This window comes from Pseudomonas sp. BNK-7, from assembly GCF_048072025.1.
GTDB lineage: Bacteria > Pseudomonadota > Gammaproteobacteria > Pseudomonadales > Pseudomonadaceae > Aquipseudomonas > Aquipseudomonas danubii.
In genome coordinates, this window is sequence record NZ_CP182252.1 from 1,839,349 (window position 1) to 1,853,127 (window position 13,779).

Genomic DNA, 13,779 nt, shown 5'->3' on the forward strand with positions numbered 1-13,779 from the left:
TCAATTGACGCTCAGCCCGCTCTCGCGGCGCAGTTTGTCACCCGCCGGGTGCAGCGCCTCGCGCAGGAAACCGAAGCCAAAGCCGCTGCGGCGATCCAGGCGGAACAGGGTGTTGGTGACATAGATGTCATCGCGAATGCCCACCACCTCCACCACTTCGCTGACGCAGCGCCGGCCATCGGGCAGGCGGGTCAACTGGATCACCACATCCAGGGCTGCGCAGATCATCTGCCGCAAGGTGCGTTCGGCGATCTGGCGACCGGTCAGGCCCACCAGGGTCTCCAGGCGCAACAGGGCATCCTGAGCGTTGTTGGCGTGTACCGTACTCATGGAACCATCGTGGCCGGTGTTCATCGCGGTCAGTACATCCAGTACTTCCACGCCGCGGATCTCACCGAGGATGATCCGATCCGGGCGCATCCGCAGGGCGTTGCGGATCAGGTCGCTGGCCTTGACCTCGCCATGGCCCTCGGCATTGGGCGGGCGGGTTTCCAGACGCACCACATGGGGGTGCCCCAGTTGCAGTTCGGCCACGTCTTCGATGGTCACCAGCCGTTCGTGGGGATTGATCAACTGGCTGAGGATGTTCAGCAGGGTGGTCTTGCCGGTACCGGTGCCGCCGCTGATGAGGATGTTGCAGCGTTTGCCCACGGCCTCCTGGAGGAACTCGAAGATCGCCAGGTCGATGGTCTGCATGGCGATCAGGTCGCTGCTCTTGAGCATGTCCTTGCGAAATTTACGAATCGACAGGCAGGGGCCGTCCAGGGCGATGGGAGGAATGATGGCGTTGACCCGGCTGCCGTCCGGCAGGCGCGCATCGACCATCGGCGAGGACTCGTCGAGGCGTCGACCCAAGGGGGCAAGGATCCGTTGCATGACCCGCTCAACGTGGTGGGCGTCGATGAAACGCAGGTCGCTCTGGTGCAGCACGCCGTCGCGCTCGACGAATACCCGGTGCGGGCCGTTGACCAGGATCTCGGTCACCGCCGGATCGCGCAGCAGCACTTCCAGGGGGCCGAAGCCGGTCAGCTCATCGACGATTTCCTCCGCCAGCCGTTCCATTTCATAGCGGGAAATCGCCAGGTGCATGCGCGCGATGTACTCCGCCACTTTGTCGGTGACGAACTGCGAGAGGTTCTGCCGTGAGCTTTCCAGCAGGTTTTTCCCCGAGTCTTCGATGGCATCGATGATGTAGCGATGCAGTACCAGCTTCAGGCCTTCGTGATCGCTATTGCCCGGTGCCGGACGAGCCGGGGCGCCAAAGAGTTTTTCGCCGCTCATCTGCCCCCCATGATTCTGTTGAGCCAGCCGGCCTTGGGCTTGGGCAGGCCTTCGGAGCGCTTGGCCAGGCGTTCGCCCAAGGTGCGAATGCTTTGGGTCAGGCTCTCCCGGGGGGCCATTTCAAACAGGGTGACTCCCTGGTTCTTGGCGTTCAGGCGCACCTCCGGGCTGTAGGCCAGCACCGCGATCACTTCCAGGCCGAAAGTCTTGCCCAGGGTTTCGGAATCCGGAGTGACGGCGCGCAGGTAGCGGTCCACCAGCAAGCGTGCGTGCTCCAGTTTCATGCCCTTTTCGCGCCAGTGATTGAGGACCGCCAGGTTGCGCCGGCAGTCGAGGACATTCTGGTCGGTGCACCAGATCAGCTTGTCGCAATGACTGACGAAGGTCCGCAGAGCCTCGCTGTCGGGCTGGCCAACGAGGTTCACCACGATGTGCTGGAAGTGCTGGCGCAAGGCGCTGAGCAACATGTACAGCTCGGCTGCGCTGGTGTGTTCCAGGGGCTCGTCGTGACTGGCGTAGGCGAGGATGCGCAAGCCGGCTTCAGTGCTGGTGAAGGCGCTGTCGATCAGGGTGGTATCCAGGCGCCGCAGGTGGCGCAGGGCATCGCCGAAGTGGAACGAACTTTCCAGCCCCAATAGTGCCAGGCTGTCGCCACGGGGCAGGCCGAGGTCCAGCAGCAGGGTTTGCTGGCCGCTCTTTTGCACCACCAGGGCCAGGTGCCCGGACAGGAGTGCGCCGTCGCTATCGGCTTGCACGCCGTAGAGCACGGTCAGGCCGCCCATCTGGGTGTTGGGCGTCACTGCCGGCAGGCGTTTGCTCAAACGTCTGACCAGACCGGCAACTTCGCTGGAACGCGAGCCGTACGCGACGAAGTCCCGGGCGCCGGCACGCATGGCGTTGAGGACCAACTGGTTGTCCATGCCATCGCCGAGGGCGACGATCGCCAGCATCGGCTTGGCTTCCAGGGCCCCTTCGATCAGTGCGGCCTGGGCCACCACATGCTCGCGGTCGAGGCCGACGAATACCAGGTTGGCGAAAGTCACGTCCACCAGCGCCAGCAACTCGTCGAGGCTGCCATCGGCCCCTACCACCTGGCCCAGGGGCGCCAGGGCGCCTTGCAGCCACTCAAGATCGGTGCTGTTGCGGGTGATGGCCAGGAACGTCTGGCTCATGTTCTGGCTCATTGCGATAGCCCGCTGCGCTTGTCGAAGTTGCCGTTCTCGAGGAAGAACATGCGATAGAAGTTCGGGTCGTAGCTGCGCAGGCGTTCACCGGGCAAGGCCGGCAGCTTGGCATCGGCGGCCAGGGGCTGGACCAAATGCGGAGTGACCACCATCAGCAGCTCGCGCTCTTCGCGATTGATCGTCGAGTCGCGGAAAAAGGCCCCCAGTACCGGGATGTCCCCCAACCCGGGAAACTTGTTCACCAGGGAACTGTTGCGGGTGCTGATCAGGCCGCTGATGACGAAGCTCTCGCCATCGGCCAGGGAGATGCTGGTGTCCGTGCGTCGTACGGTCAGCGCCGGTACCACGGTCCCGGCGATGGTCACGCCGTTGCTGTAGTCCAGCTCGCTGACCTCCGGGGCCACTTTCAGCGAAATGCGACCGCTGTCGACAATGGTGGGGGTCAGGGTCAGGCGGATACCGAATTCCTTGTATTCGATGGTCACGCTGTTGCTAGCGGTGCTGGGCACCGGAATAGGGATTTCGCCACCGGCCAGGAAGCTTGCGCTCTGGCCGCTGAGGGCCACCAGGGATGGCCGGGCCAGGGTGTAGGCGAAGCCGCTGCCTTCCAGGGCGTTGATCAGGGTCAGCACTCGGCCGTTGCCGAAGCCGATATTGAAGGTGCCGTTGTCCAGGGGGATGTTGGTCCGCCGACCACCGAAGGTCGGGGTGACGCTGCCGGCGGTGCCGGTGGTGACGGGAGCGGTGCCAGGGGAGCCGAACAGGAAGTTGTTTCCGCGGCCGAAGATCGAGGCACTGGCTTCCTTGAGCTTGGTGCGGCTGACCTCGACGAAGCGGATATCGGTCTGTACCTGGCTGGGCAGCAACGGATCATCGCTGATTGGCAAGCCGCTGGCGGTCATGTCGGCAGTGGCCCGGCCGCGGACGAACACCATGCTCTGGCGTGGAGTGCTGGAGCAGGAGGTCCAGACCATCAGGCTGGTGGCGCCGGGAGCCATGCCAGTGAGCAGAAAGGCCTTGTTGCCGTTGGCGTGGACATCGGCAACTTTTGGATCGCCTACCGCCAAGCGAGTGATGACCACCGGGGACTGCAGCTCCTGTTGCAAACCTTCGCCGACTTCCAGCACGGCCGGCAACGGCGCCAGGCTCGAGCAGCCCGACATTGGCGCGGCCATGGCCGGGTTCCAGAGCCATTGGCCCAGACTCAGCGTCAGCAGTGTGGTGAACAGCGGCATGGAACGACTGCGCATGTCATGCATCCTTGCTCGATCAGGGGGTTTGTTGAGAGACCTGGTTGCCCCGGATGACCTCCACCGCCGGGCTTGGTCCGCCACCTTGGGCGAGCGGGCTACGGGGAGCTTTGCCGAGGGCCAGTTGAGTGAACTGGAACAGGTTGCTGTTGGCTGCATCGAGGTGGCCAATGGCGTCCTCGTTGCCGGCCCAGTAGTGGGCCAGGCGCTGCTCCTCTCTGCTGCGCACCGCCAGTCGCAGCACGCCGACCTGGGTGGCGAGCATCAACCGGCTCAAGAGCTGCTCGGGTACAGCCAGAACCACCGTGCGGGCGGCGATCCGGCGCTGGTCCTGCTTGAGCTTCTCCTCGCGGGTCACCGCTGGGGCGGCGGGCTGTCCGTCATTGGTCAGTCCCAGTTGCTCGCCCACTGCCAGTACCCGCATGGCGGGCACGGCAATCTGTGCCGATTGCTGTGGATTGGTCGTGTCCTGACGCAGGAACAACAGCACGTCGACATAGTCTCCGGGGCTCAGTTGCCCGGCGGCGCCGATGACTTCATCCACCGCTACCGCCAGGGCTCGCTCATCGCTGCGGATCATTCGTGCCAGGGTGCCACCGGTCTCGAAGCTCTGGGCGTTGAGCCAGGTGCCGGCACTCAGTTGTCGCCAGGGCGTACGGCCCACCGCCTGATCAATGGCACTGAGGCTGCCGGCAGGTGCGGTGCGCAGTTTTTCCAGCGCCAGATCCGCGGCGGTGAGTGGAACGAAAGGTGGCACATCGCGCACCAGTACCACCACGGGTTGGCGGGTCTGGTCTTCGGCATTGCTGGTGACTTGTTCGACGACACGGGGGGCCACCGGTTGAGCTGGTGGTGCCGGTTCGGGTTGACGGCTGAGGACCAGGCCCCAGTAACCGAAAAACACCGCTCCGAGCAGCAGTAGTCCAGCCAGACCCATGGTGACGCGACTGTTCATGAAGGCTCTCCCTATCCTGCTGCACCACCAGCCCGTGATTCCAAACGAGTTAATTTCGCAATCAGGCAGCTATGAACATGCAACTATTTCGCTATGTGAAGGTAGTAGAGCTAGGACGAAATGCCATTAAGTCGTCGAAAAATAGCTAACAAAAGTATGAGTTGATTCAACGGGGCGAGTTTTTTGGCGCCAACCATCCGATTAATACTTTGTGATTAATCAGTTCTTACAGTTGCTGGGCCGGGCTTTGTTGACAATGCTCAGGTGGCACCGGGGAATTTTGCCCAGTGCTGTTCCAGTGGCGCCGTCTGGCGCAAAGGAGAGCTAGGATGATTCTTCAATATTTGTTGCTCAGGGCGCGCCTGTTTTTTGACCGCACCGAAGGCGCATCCGCGATCGAGTACGCGATTGTCGTAGCGATGGTGGCAGTGGTGGTCGTAGCGTTCGTGACCCCTCTGGGTGATCGTGTACTGGCCATCTTCAACAACATCCTGACCAGCCTTGGAGGCGACGCCGTCACCCGGCCTGACCCTTGATCAGCGGAGTGGCCCAGGTGAGCAGCCGCTGGGCAGCGCTTTCGACAGACCTTCAAGCTACCCCCGGTTCCGTGCAGGCCTTCGGTTTTCCAGAACCGAAGGCCTGCTAGCGGTTGCGTCACGGGTGGCCTGATGTTCGATGGCTGCGTTCAACCACGGGCGTGACGCTCACTCCAGGGTACTGTCCATGACCTTCCCTCAACCCACACGTCAGCAATTGCTGCTGGTGGACGACGAAGAAGATGCGCTGATGGAACTCGCCGAGCTGCTGGAAGGCGAGGGTTTCTGCTGCTTTACCGCCACCTCGGTGAAATGTGCTCTGGAACACCTCACCCAGCATCCAGATATTGCTTTGGTGATCACGGACCTGCGCATGCCGGAAGAGAGTGGCCTGTCGCTGATCAAGCGTCTGCGCGAGCACACCTCGCGTCAGCACTTGCCGGTGATCGTCATGTCGGGGCACGCCGACATGGATGACGTCAGTGACCTGTTGCGCCTGCAGGTCCTGGATCTGTTCCGCAAGCCGATCTATTACGTGCGCCTGCTGGAAACCCTCAATAATCTGTTTCCCCAACCCCGGCTGCATGTCGTCGGTCCCTGACCTTCAGGCTTGCTCGGTCTTTTTTTATCGGCAAAAAAAGACCTGCTGGGGAGCAGGTCAAAATCACCCAACTGTTCAGAGTTGATAGCTGAAACTCAAGGTATAGCGCGGACGGCGGTTGTAGGTGTCCAGGGCTTCATCGGACATGGGCTTGGCGGCCTCCAGGGCGATGTTGTAGTGCTTGGTGTCGCCGAAGCGCAGGCCCACAGCCGCCGATGACAGGTTGCTGCCCTTGACCGGCAACTGGTTGAACCAGGTCTTGGAGCGGTCCAGCACGACATAGGGTTGCAGTACCCGGACCCAGGGTCCCTCGCGACGGAAGCTGTAGTTCACCTCATAAGCCACGCCCCAACCCTTGTCACCGGTGGCCTGGTCATCGGGATAACCCCGCGCGAAGTTCTGTCCGCCAAAACTGGCCCGTTCACTGTCTGGCAGATTGTCGTCGCTCCAGTACAGGGCTGCGGAAAGCGCCCCCTGCCAATTGTCGAAGAAACGGTCGCTCTGTACCCCCGCCACACGCAGGCGGAAGAAATCCAGATCGTAGAGTGCGTTGTTGGTCTTGGCTCCCATGCTGTCCAGGCCCTGGTAGAGACCGGCGCTGAGGATTCGCAGTTGGCGCGGATCGGATTTGCTCCAGTCGCTCTCCAGCGCCAGGGCGCGGATATCGGTTTTCTCTTCCAGGGTCAGGGGGGCGTTGTTCAGCCGATAGCGGGTCTTGTCGTTCACTGCATACAGGCGTGTACCGGCGGTGAGCATCTCATTGGGCGAGGCGATGAAGGGGTGGCTGACGCCGATGGAGAAACGGTCGTTTGCGCGATGGGGCTCAAGCTCCAGGCCATTGCCCAATTGCACGTTGCTTCGCGGATCACTGCGGTAGCGCGCACCGTAGAGGCTCAACTGCGTGCCCTCGGAACCCAGCAACTGGCTGTAGTCCAGGCGGTAGTAGTGTTCCTTGTCCTTGCCCGGGGGAAACAGTCCGCTGAGGCTCAGCTGTTCGCCCCAGGCCGTTTGCGAGCTGCTGGTAATACCCACCAGGGCCTGCAGACCGTTGCGATTGTCGTCGGTGCTGTTGAGGGTGGTGCTGATGGACTTGCGGCTGGCCACGGCGACCAATTGGGTCGCACCGTCGGTGGTTCCCGGTGGGGGCACCACCGCTTGCAGGGTCACGCCCGGTACCCGGCTCATCAGAGTGGTATAGCGCTCGAAGGTCTTGCGGGTCAGCGGGCGTTCGGCCTTTAGCTTGCTCACCAGCTTGTCCAGATAGGCGGACACCGGACCGATGTCGCCCTGCAGCTGGTAGTCCCTGATGTAGCCCTCCACCAGCACCACCCGCAGGACACCCTGGTTGAAGTTCTGCTGCGGCATGAAGGCGTAGGACAGCAGGTAGCCGTCGTTCTGGTAGCGTCGGGTGATCTCACGAGTGGCTTCGATCAGTTGAGCGAAGCTGGTTTCATGGCCGATCAATGGCTGGTAGATCGCCGCCAACTGCTCAAGAGGGTAGACCGTGCCACCCTCGATCTGGACCTGACGCACCGTAACCTTGGTGCCCATCATCAGCGGCTGCTGCCCTTGGGGGGCGACGGGTTGCTCAGGCATCTGCAACTGCGGTGTAGCCGGGCGGTAGGCGTCCACCGGCAGGTTGGGTTGGGGCAGGTTGGTAATGCTGTCGTTACTGTTGAGAAAGCGGGGAAGGGAGTCGGCGTAAGCGGAGGTACAGCATCCAATCAACAACAAACTGGCCAACGTGCGCATAGGACACTCCATGGTCAAGCCGCAGCGATGCTAAAAGTCCTCATTCCATGCACCGTTCAAGGTCTGAGCCCTGATCAGGTGCTGGAGGGTGATGCTCTGGATAAACAAAAAGGCGAGAGATTCATCTGAACCTCTCGCCCTCAACCAAGCGTAGGCGCTGTAGGTGAGGCCGTCGAATCGGCCAGGTGCAAATTATTTCCTGCCGCCCAGGGCGCCGGTCAAACCACCCAGCGCACCACCCAGGCCACCGTTGAGACCTGCTCCTGCAGAAGCGCTGCCGTTGGCGCTGGCTCCGACGCCGAGCCCGGCCCCACCGAGCAGACCGCCGCCGGGGGCAGTGCCGCCGTTGACCAGACCGCCGACCGAGGCCACGGTGCTGCCCACTGCGCCGAGGGTGCCGCCCAGGGCGCCGCCGACCTGATTGCCGCCTATGCCACCGGCAACAGTGGTACCCACATTGCTCACAGCCCCGCCCGCTTGGCCCAGCAGACCGCTGACCGCGCCACCCAGGCCGCTGGCTGCGCCCACTTGCTGGGTCAGGCCGGTGACGGAGCTGGTGACCGGATTCAACGCCGAACCCAGGTTTACGCCGACACTGGCCAGGGGCGCGGTGACCACCAGGTTGGGAGTACCTGGGCCGCCCAGGGCTCCGCCCACCGAGGCGATCAGGCCGCCCACCGCACCGGCGGCGGCACTCCCTGCGCTGACCGCGCCATTGGTGTTGCCGGTGTTGATGCCGTTGCCGAGATTGGCCACTGCACCGCCTACGACTTCCAGCATGCCGGTGCCGCCCAGGCCAGTACCGCCACCGTTGCTGCCACCGCTTCCGGTGCCGCTCCCGGACTTGCCGACGTAGCCTCCTGCGCTGTTTACCGCGCCGCTGGCGTTGCTCAGGGCATTGCCCAACAGATCGGTCACAGGGTTGCCATCACCGGTATCGCTGACCTTCTCGCCGGTATCATCCACAGCATCGCTCACACCTTTGATCAGTCCCTTGACGGGGGCGCCCAGGCCGGTGGTGCTGCCCACCTTGTCGGTCAGGCCTTCTGCCATGCTCACTACCGGTACCAGTACCTTGTCACCCACGCCATCGGTCAGGGTGCCTACTGGGCCGCTACTGGTGACGGTACTCAAGGTGTTGCCCAGCATGGTCACCCGGGTGCCGACACCGCTGAGTACCGGGGCCACCCTGGTCACCACGCCACCGACGACCGGAACGCTTTGGGTGGTCGTCGCCAGTTGCCCGCCAAGATCCTTGACTCCGGTGCCCACATCGCCGACCACGTTGCCGACGGTGGCCGTGGTCTTGCTCAGGGCCTTGGGATCGCTGCCCAGTTTGCCAAGGCCGTTGGTCAAGCCCTCACCAACGCTGTCCACCACATTACCGGTAGTGTTGACGGCACTGCGGGCCAGGCCGCCGACCACTGGAACCGTTGCCAGAGAATCGCCCAGGGCGCTGATGCCGTCGCCGACACCGCTCACGGTAGAACCCACGCCGGACGCCACGTCGGCGGTCACCAGGGTGCTGGGCGTGCCACCGGTTCCGCCATCGGTGCCACCACCACCTGAGCTGGCAGGAGAACTGCTCGAGCCACTCTTATGACCACCACCGCCGCCGCTGCAGCCCGCCAGGCTGAGGGTCAGGATCATCGCCAGTGCTGTACACGCTTTCCATCCGAATTGAGTTTTCATGAGAGGTATCCCTTGCACCTATTACAACGTTCGTTGTTTTCGATAGCTCTCCAGTTCTATTGCTGGAGATACCGTCGTCCGTTGTCTACATAAAAGGCGCGAGAGACTTTTTGAACAATTATGAACTTGGTATTAATGAGTTTTATTCTTGGTTTTTTACTGCTTTAAAAGTGACTAGTTTGAAAGTATTGTTTGTGAAGTTTGTGTCTTTTAAGTTGTTATTAATCAATGCCTTGTATCTATGGCTGGAGCGGCTGCTCATGAGCTATAAACGAAAGTTATATATATACAATTAATGGTTTTTATTTTGTTTTCTGCTCGAGAGAACGGCAGTTTTCTAAGATTCTATTAGTGGCTGTCGAGGACTTTCAAATCTGCGCTGGCCTATACTGCGCGGCCGAATTGCTGTTGGAGCCTGTGATGCCTAGTCCAATCTGGTGGCTGTTGTGCCTGCCGTTTTTCGCTGGGGCCTTTCTGGCCCTGCAAGCCGGAATCAATGGTCAGTTGGCCAAGCAGGTCGGCGGTGTGCTGGCCGCAGCACTGATTTCCTTTTTTGTCGGTACTGCAGCCTTGTTGATCCTGGTGTTGATGCAGCGTGAGATGCCCTCGTTGAGTGCCCTCAAGGGCCTGACCTGGTGGCACTGGTGTGGCGGCCTGCTGGGGGTCTTTTTCATCACCACCGCAGCTTTTGCCGGGCCACGGATCGGCGCCTTGCTGTTCATGGCTCTGGTGCTGGCGGGTCAGTTGAGCATGGCCCTGGCCCTGGACCACTTTGGTTGGGTGGGCTTTCGCGAGGCGCCGGTGAGCCTCGGCAAGATTGCCGGATTGCTGCTGATCGTCGCCGGTGTAGTGCTTATTCGCCGGGGGTGATGAGGGCTCAGGCGATGGGCTGCCAGCGACCCTGCATATGTTGCAGATCGCCATTGCCCAGTAGCTGGAGTTCGCCACTGGACCCTGCTGCGCTGGCCAGCAGGCGGACGGTTCCGGGCAGCAGCACGGGCTTGATGAAATGCACCGACACTTCGATATTCGCGGCCGGCAGGTGCTCGCTCAGTGCCGCCAGGGTCATGGCCTTGTTCCACAGACCGTGGGCTATGGCCTGGGGAAAGCCAAACAGGCGGGCACTCCAGGCGCTGAGGTGGATAGGGTTGTAGTCACCAGAGACCCTGGCGTAGCGCCGGCCGATATTGCTTTCGGCCTGCCAGCGGCTCACCTCGTTCAGGCCTTCGCCCAATGGTGGGAGCGGCGCGACAGGTTCTCCGGGCACCTTGACGGTGCGACAGAGCATCTGGCTTTCGGCTTCCCAGAGTGGCCCCAGCAGATCGTCCACGGTGGTCAGCAGATCGAACACCGCCCCCTTGGCGTGAGGTTGCAGGTTGTCTACCCGGACACCGATGCGCACGCTGCTGACGTTGCCCATGGGGCGCAACACTCGAATCCGGTTGGCCAGATGAACCAGCCCCAGCAACGGGAAGGGGAAGTTCTGGGCAGTGAGCAGCTGCATCTGCAGGGCGAAGGCCAGCACATGGGGATAGGTAGCGGGAAGCAGGCCGTTGTCGGCAAAACCGCAGACCTTGCGATAGGCCGCCAGCTGTTTGGGCTCCAGGCTGATCCAGCAGCGCAGGCCATCTTCGGGCAACTCGATGCCATTGCTCCGCCGTCTCAGCGCCGCCTTGAGAAACAGCGGCGGCAAGAGCGCAGGCAGGTTCAGTTCATGCCAGTGCGTTGTCATCTTCAGGCTCCCAGGACACTTTGGCCACACACCCGCAAGGCTTGCCCGCTGACCGCGCCACTGCCCGGCTGACCGAGCCAGGCCACGGCCTCGGCGACGTCCTGAGGCAGGCCGCCCTGGCCCAGGGAACTCATGCGGCGTCCGGCTTCGCGCAAGGCGAAGGGCACCTTGGCGGTCATCTGGGTCTCGATGAAGCCTGGCGCCACGGCGTTGATGCTGATGTCCCGGGCCTTGAGCAGCGGTGCCCAGGCCTGGGCCAGGCCGATCAGCCCGGCCTTGCTGGCGGCGTAGTTGGTCTGTCCGCGGTTGCCGGCAATGCCGCTGATGGAGGCCAACAGGATCACGCGTCCGTGATCGTGCAGCCGGCCGCTGTCGAGCAGGGCCTGGGTCAGTACCTGCGGGGCGTTGAGGTTCACCGCCAGCACGGCGTCCCAGAACTCGGCGGTCATGTTGGCCAGGGTCTTGTCCCGGGTGATCCCGGCGTTGTGCACCAGAATGTCGATGCCCTCGGGCAGTTGTTCGAGCAACTGGGCCGGGGCGTCCTCGGCGCAGATATCCAGGCCGATGGCGCGTGCGCCGAGACGGGCCGCCAGAGCGTCCAGGTCGGCCTTGGCCTGGGGCACATCCAGCAACAGCACCTGGGCCCCGTCCCGGGCCAGGGTTTCGGCGATGGCCGCGCCAATGCCCCGGGCCGAGCCGGTGACCAGGGCCTTGCGCCCGGCCAGCGGGCGGCTCCAGTCCTGGACCTGACTGGCGCAGGGCTGCAAGTGGATCACCTGCCCGGAAACATAGGCGCTCTTGGGCGAGAGAAAGAATCGCAGGGCGCCTTCCAACTGCTCTTCGGCGCCCTCGGCCACGTACAGCAGTTGCAGGGTGGCGCCGTTGCGCAGCTCCTTGGCCAGGGAGCGACTGAAGCCTTCCAGGGCATGCTGGGCGCTGGCGGCAAAGGGCTCTGCCAGGGTGTGCGGAGCACGTCCGAGGATCAGCAGATGGGCGCTGGATTCAAGGCTGCGCAGCAGCGGCTGGAAGAACTCCCGCAGTTGCTTGAGCTGATCGGTATGCCGCAGTTCGCTGGCATCGAAGACCACGGCCTTGAGCTTGGGCCCATGGCCGGGAATCCAGGGCGTGGCCAGGGTTGGGTCGGTGCCGTAGCTGTAGACCGAATCGGTCAGGCGCGGTGCCAGGGCGCTCACCTGTTGGGCCATGGCGCCGCCACCGATCAACAGAGCGCCTTCGATGGGCCGCAGGCGGCCGGCCTGCCAGCGCTCCAGACGTACCGGTGACGGCAGGCCAAGGGCCCCGACCAGGCGCTGGCCGATGGACGAATTGGCGAAGTCGATATAACGGTCGGACATGGAACGCACTCCGCAGGCTGGGGTTCAAAGTGTGGACCACGAATGGCCCCGAGTCGTTCGATCTGCGAGAAGCCTCCTACGCTAGTGGGAGAGGTACTCACCGAAGTCGCACTCATAGAATAGGGAGCTTTCCATGACACAGCTGCGTCGCGTCGCGATTATCGGCGGTAACCGCATTCCCTTCGCCCGCTCCAACGGCCCGTATGCCACGGCCAGCAACCAGGCCATGCTCACGGCCGCCCTGGAGGGCCTGATCGAGCGTTACCAGCTCCACGGCCTGCGCCTTGGCGAAGTGGTGGCGGGGGCGGTGCTCAAGCACTCGCGGGACTTCAACCTGACCCGGGAGTGCGTACTGGGTTCGCGGCTATCGCCCACCACCCCGGCCTACGACATCCAGCAAGCCTGTGGCACCGGCCTGGAAGCGGCCTTGCTGGTGGCCAACAAGATTGCCCTGGGGCAGATCGACTGCGGCATCGCCGGTGGCGTCGACACCACCTCGGATGCGCCGATCGGGGTCAACGAGGGGCTGCGGCAGATCCTGTTGCAGGCCAATCGGGCCAAGACTACCGGCGACAAGCTGAAGATCCTGCTGCAGTTGCGGCCCCATCACCTCAAGCCGGAACTGCCGCGCAACGGTGAGCCGCGCACCGGCCTGTCCATGGGCGAACACTGTGAACAGATGGCCAAGACCTGGAATATTGCTCGTGGCGAACAGGACCAACTGGCCCTGGAAAGCCACCAGAAGATGGCCGCCGCCTATGCCGAAGGCTGGCACGACGACCTGCTCACCCCCTTCCTCGGCCTGACCCGGGACAACAACCTGCGCCCGGACCTGACTCTGGAAAAGCTCGCCAGCCTCAAGCCGGCCTTCGATCGCAGTGCCGCGGGCACCCTCACCGCCGGTAATTCCACGCCGCTGACCGATGGCGCCTCCCTGGTGTTGCTGGGCAGTGAACAATGGGCCCAGGAGCGCGGCCTGCCGATCCTCGCCTACCTGCGCGACGGCGAGGCTGGCGCGGTGGACTTCGTCAAAGGCGCCGAAGGTCTGCTGATGGCCCCGGTGTATGCCGTGCCGCGCTTGCTGGCGCGCAACGGGCTGAGCCTGCAGGACTTTGATTATTACGAGATCCACGAAGCCTTTGCCGCCCAGGTGTTGTGCACCCTCAAGGCCTGGGAGGACGCGGATTACTGCAAGACCCGCCTGGGCCTCGACGCGCCTCTGGGCCGCATCGATCGCGCCCGGCTTAACGTCAAAGGCAGCTCCCTGGCGGCGGGCCACCCGTTTGCCGCCACCGGCGGGCGCATTGTCGCCAACCTGGCGAAGTTGCTGAGTGTGGCGGGGCAGGGGCGTGGGCTGATTTCGATCTGTGCGGCGGGCGGACAGGGTGTGACGGCGATCATCGAACGCTGAGGTTCGTGGCGCTCGCCGGCAAGCCGGTTC

The 13,779-nt window shown here is 63.1% G+C and carries 12 protein-coding genes; 4 read left to right on the plus strand and 8 right to left on the minus strand.

The window, feature by feature from the left end; genetic code table 11:
* Genes ACMGF8_RS08490 through cpaB form a run of 4 tightly spaced genes read right to left on the minus strand, consistent with a single transcriptional unit; the run spans window position 1 to window position 4,670 of the window.
* Window positions 1-1,281, minus strand: coding sequence for a CpaF family protein (locus ACMGF8_RS08490; RefSeq protein WP_102863014.1), 1,281 nt, complete (start codon window positions 1,279-1,281; stop codon window positions 1-3).
* Window positions 1,278-2,465 (minus strand): AAA family ATPase, encoded by a 1,188-nt coding sequence (locus tag ACMGF8_RS08495; protein ID WP_102863015.1) that lies wholly within the window; start codon window positions 2,463-2,465, stop codon window positions 1,278-1,280. Before ACMGF8_RS08495 ends, ACMGF8_RS08490 begins: the two co-directional genes overlap by 4 nt.
* A complete protein-coding gene (locus ACMGF8_RS08500; RefSeq protein WP_102863016.1) occupies window positions 2,462-3,715 on the minus strand; it encodes a type II and III secretion system protein family protein in 1,254 nt (417 codons plus the stop codon). The genes ACMGF8_RS08495 and ACMGF8_RS08500 overlap by 4 nt, the downstream gene beginning before the upstream one ends.
* Window positions 3,716-3,734: 19 nt before the next feature.
* Entirely contained in the window at window positions 3,735-4,670 is a 936-nt protein-coding gene (gene cpaB, locus ACMGF8_RS08505) for a Flp pilus assembly protein CpaB (RefSeq protein WP_416759262.1), read from the minus strand.
* 329 nt (window positions 4,671-4,999) lie between these two features.
* Between cpaB and ACMGF8_RS08510 the strand changes: the two genes are divergently transcribed.
* Window positions 5,000-5,206, plus strand: a complete 207-nt coding sequence (locus ACMGF8_RS08510) for a Flp family type IVb pilin (protein ID WP_102863018.1) — start codon at window positions 5,000-5,002, stop codon at window positions 5,204-5,206.
* Window positions 5,207-5,393: 187 nt separating this feature from the next.
* Window positions 5,394-5,807 carry a response regulator gene (locus tag ACMGF8_RS08515; protein ID WP_102863019.1) on the plus strand — a complete coding sequence of 138 codons (414 nt, stop codon included), beginning with the start codon at window positions 5,394-5,396 and terminating at the stop codon, window positions 5,805-5,807.
* A gap of 75 nt (window positions 5,808-5,882) precedes the next feature.
* Here the strand turns inward: ACMGF8_RS08515 and ACMGF8_RS08520 are convergent, their stop codons facing one another.
* Complete coding sequence (locus ACMGF8_RS08520; protein ID WP_416759264.1) at window positions 5,883-7,559, minus strand: ShlB/FhaC/HecB family hemolysin secretion/activation protein; 1,677 nt, start codon at window positions 7,557-7,559, stop codon at window positions 5,883-5,885.
* A gap of 192 nt (window positions 7,560-7,751) precedes the next feature.
* Window positions 7,752-9,251: a collagen-like triple helix repeat-containing protein gene (locus tag ACMGF8_RS08525; RefSeq protein ID WP_115581529.1), complete on the minus strand. Its 1,500-nt coding sequence runs from the start codon at window positions 9,249-9,251 to the stop codon at window positions 7,752-7,754.
* Between the two features lie 420 nt (window positions 9,252-9,671).
* Between ACMGF8_RS08525 and ACMGF8_RS08530 the strand changes: the two genes are divergently transcribed.
* Entirely contained in the window at window positions 9,672-10,121 is a 450-nt protein-coding gene (locus ACMGF8_RS08530) for a DMT family transporter (protein ID WP_102863022.1), read from the plus strand.
* 7 nt (window positions 10,122-10,128) lie between these two features.
* Here the strand turns inward: ACMGF8_RS08530 and ACMGF8_RS08535 are convergent, their stop codons facing one another.
* Both ACMGF8_RS08535 and ACMGF8_RS08540 read right to left on the minus strand, forming a co-directional pair.
* Complete coding sequence (locus tag ACMGF8_RS08535) at window positions 10,129-10,983, minus strand: MaoC family dehydratase (protein ID WP_102863023.1); 855 nt, start codon at window positions 10,981-10,983, stop codon at window positions 10,129-10,131.
* Between the two features lie 2 nt (window positions 10,984-10,985).
* Window positions 10,986-12,338 carry a 3-oxoacyl-ACP reductase gene (locus ACMGF8_RS08540; protein ID WP_416759267.1) on the minus strand — a complete coding sequence of 451 codons (1,353 nt, stop codon included), beginning with the start codon at window positions 12,336-12,338 and terminating at the stop codon, window positions 10,986-10,988.
* A gap of 133 nt (window positions 12,339-12,471) precedes the next feature.
* Between ACMGF8_RS08540 and ACMGF8_RS08545 the strand changes: the two genes are divergently transcribed.
* Complete coding sequence (locus ACMGF8_RS08545; RefSeq protein WP_416759269.1) at window positions 12,472-13,749, plus strand: acetyl-CoA C-acetyltransferase; 1,278 nt, start codon at window positions 12,472-12,474, stop codon at window positions 13,747-13,749.
* Window positions 13,750-13,779 lie beyond the last annotated feature (30 nt).

Bases quoted from the DNA above. Each gene is read 5' to 3' on its own strand.
- ACMGF8_RS08490 (WP_102863014.1), bottom strand. From the start codon at position 1,281: ATGAGCGGCGAAAAACTCTTTGGCGCCCCGGCTCGTCCGGCACCGGGC.
- ACMGF8_RS08495 (WP_102863015.1), bottom strand. From the start codon at position 2,465: ATGAGCCAGAACATGAGCCAGACGTTCCTGGCCATCACCCGCAACAGC.
- ACMGF8_RS08500 (WP_102863016.1), bottom strand. From the start codon at position 3,715: ATGCGCAGTCGTTCCATGCCGCTGTTCACCACACTGCTGACGCTGAGT.
- cpaB (WP_416759262.1), bottom strand. From the start codon at position 4,670: ATGAACAGTCGCGTCACCATGGGTCTGGCTGGACTACTGCTGCTCGGA.
- ACMGF8_RS08510 (WP_102863018.1), top strand. From the start codon at position 5,000: ATGATTCTTCAATATTTGTTGCTCAGGGCGCGCCTGTTTTTTGACCGC.
- ACMGF8_RS08515 (WP_102863019.1), top strand. From the start codon at position 5,394: ATGACCTTCCCTCAACCCACACGTCAGCAATTGCTGCTGGTGGACGAC.
- ACMGF8_RS08520 (WP_416759264.1), bottom strand. From the start codon at position 7,559: ATGCGCACGTTGGCCAGTTTGTTGTTGATTGGATGCTGTACCTCCGCT.
- ACMGF8_RS08525 (WP_115581529.1), bottom strand. From the start codon at position 9,251: ATGAAAACTCAATTCGGATGGAAAGCGTGTACAGCACTGGCGATGATC.
- ACMGF8_RS08530 (WP_102863022.1), top strand. From the start codon at position 9,672: ATGCCTAGTCCAATCTGGTGGCTGTTGTGCCTGCCGTTTTTCGCTGGG.
- ACMGF8_RS08535 (WP_102863023.1), bottom strand. From the start codon at position 10,983: ATGACAACGCACTGGCATGAACTGAACCTGCCTGCGCTCTTGCCGCCG.
- ACMGF8_RS08540 (WP_416759267.1), bottom strand. From the start codon at position 12,338: ATGTCCGACCGTTATATCGACTTCGCCAATTCGTCCATCGGCCAGCGC.
- ACMGF8_RS08545 (WP_416759269.1), top strand. From the start codon at position 12,472: ATGACACAGCTGCGTCGCGTCGCGATTATCGGCGGTAACCGCATTCCC.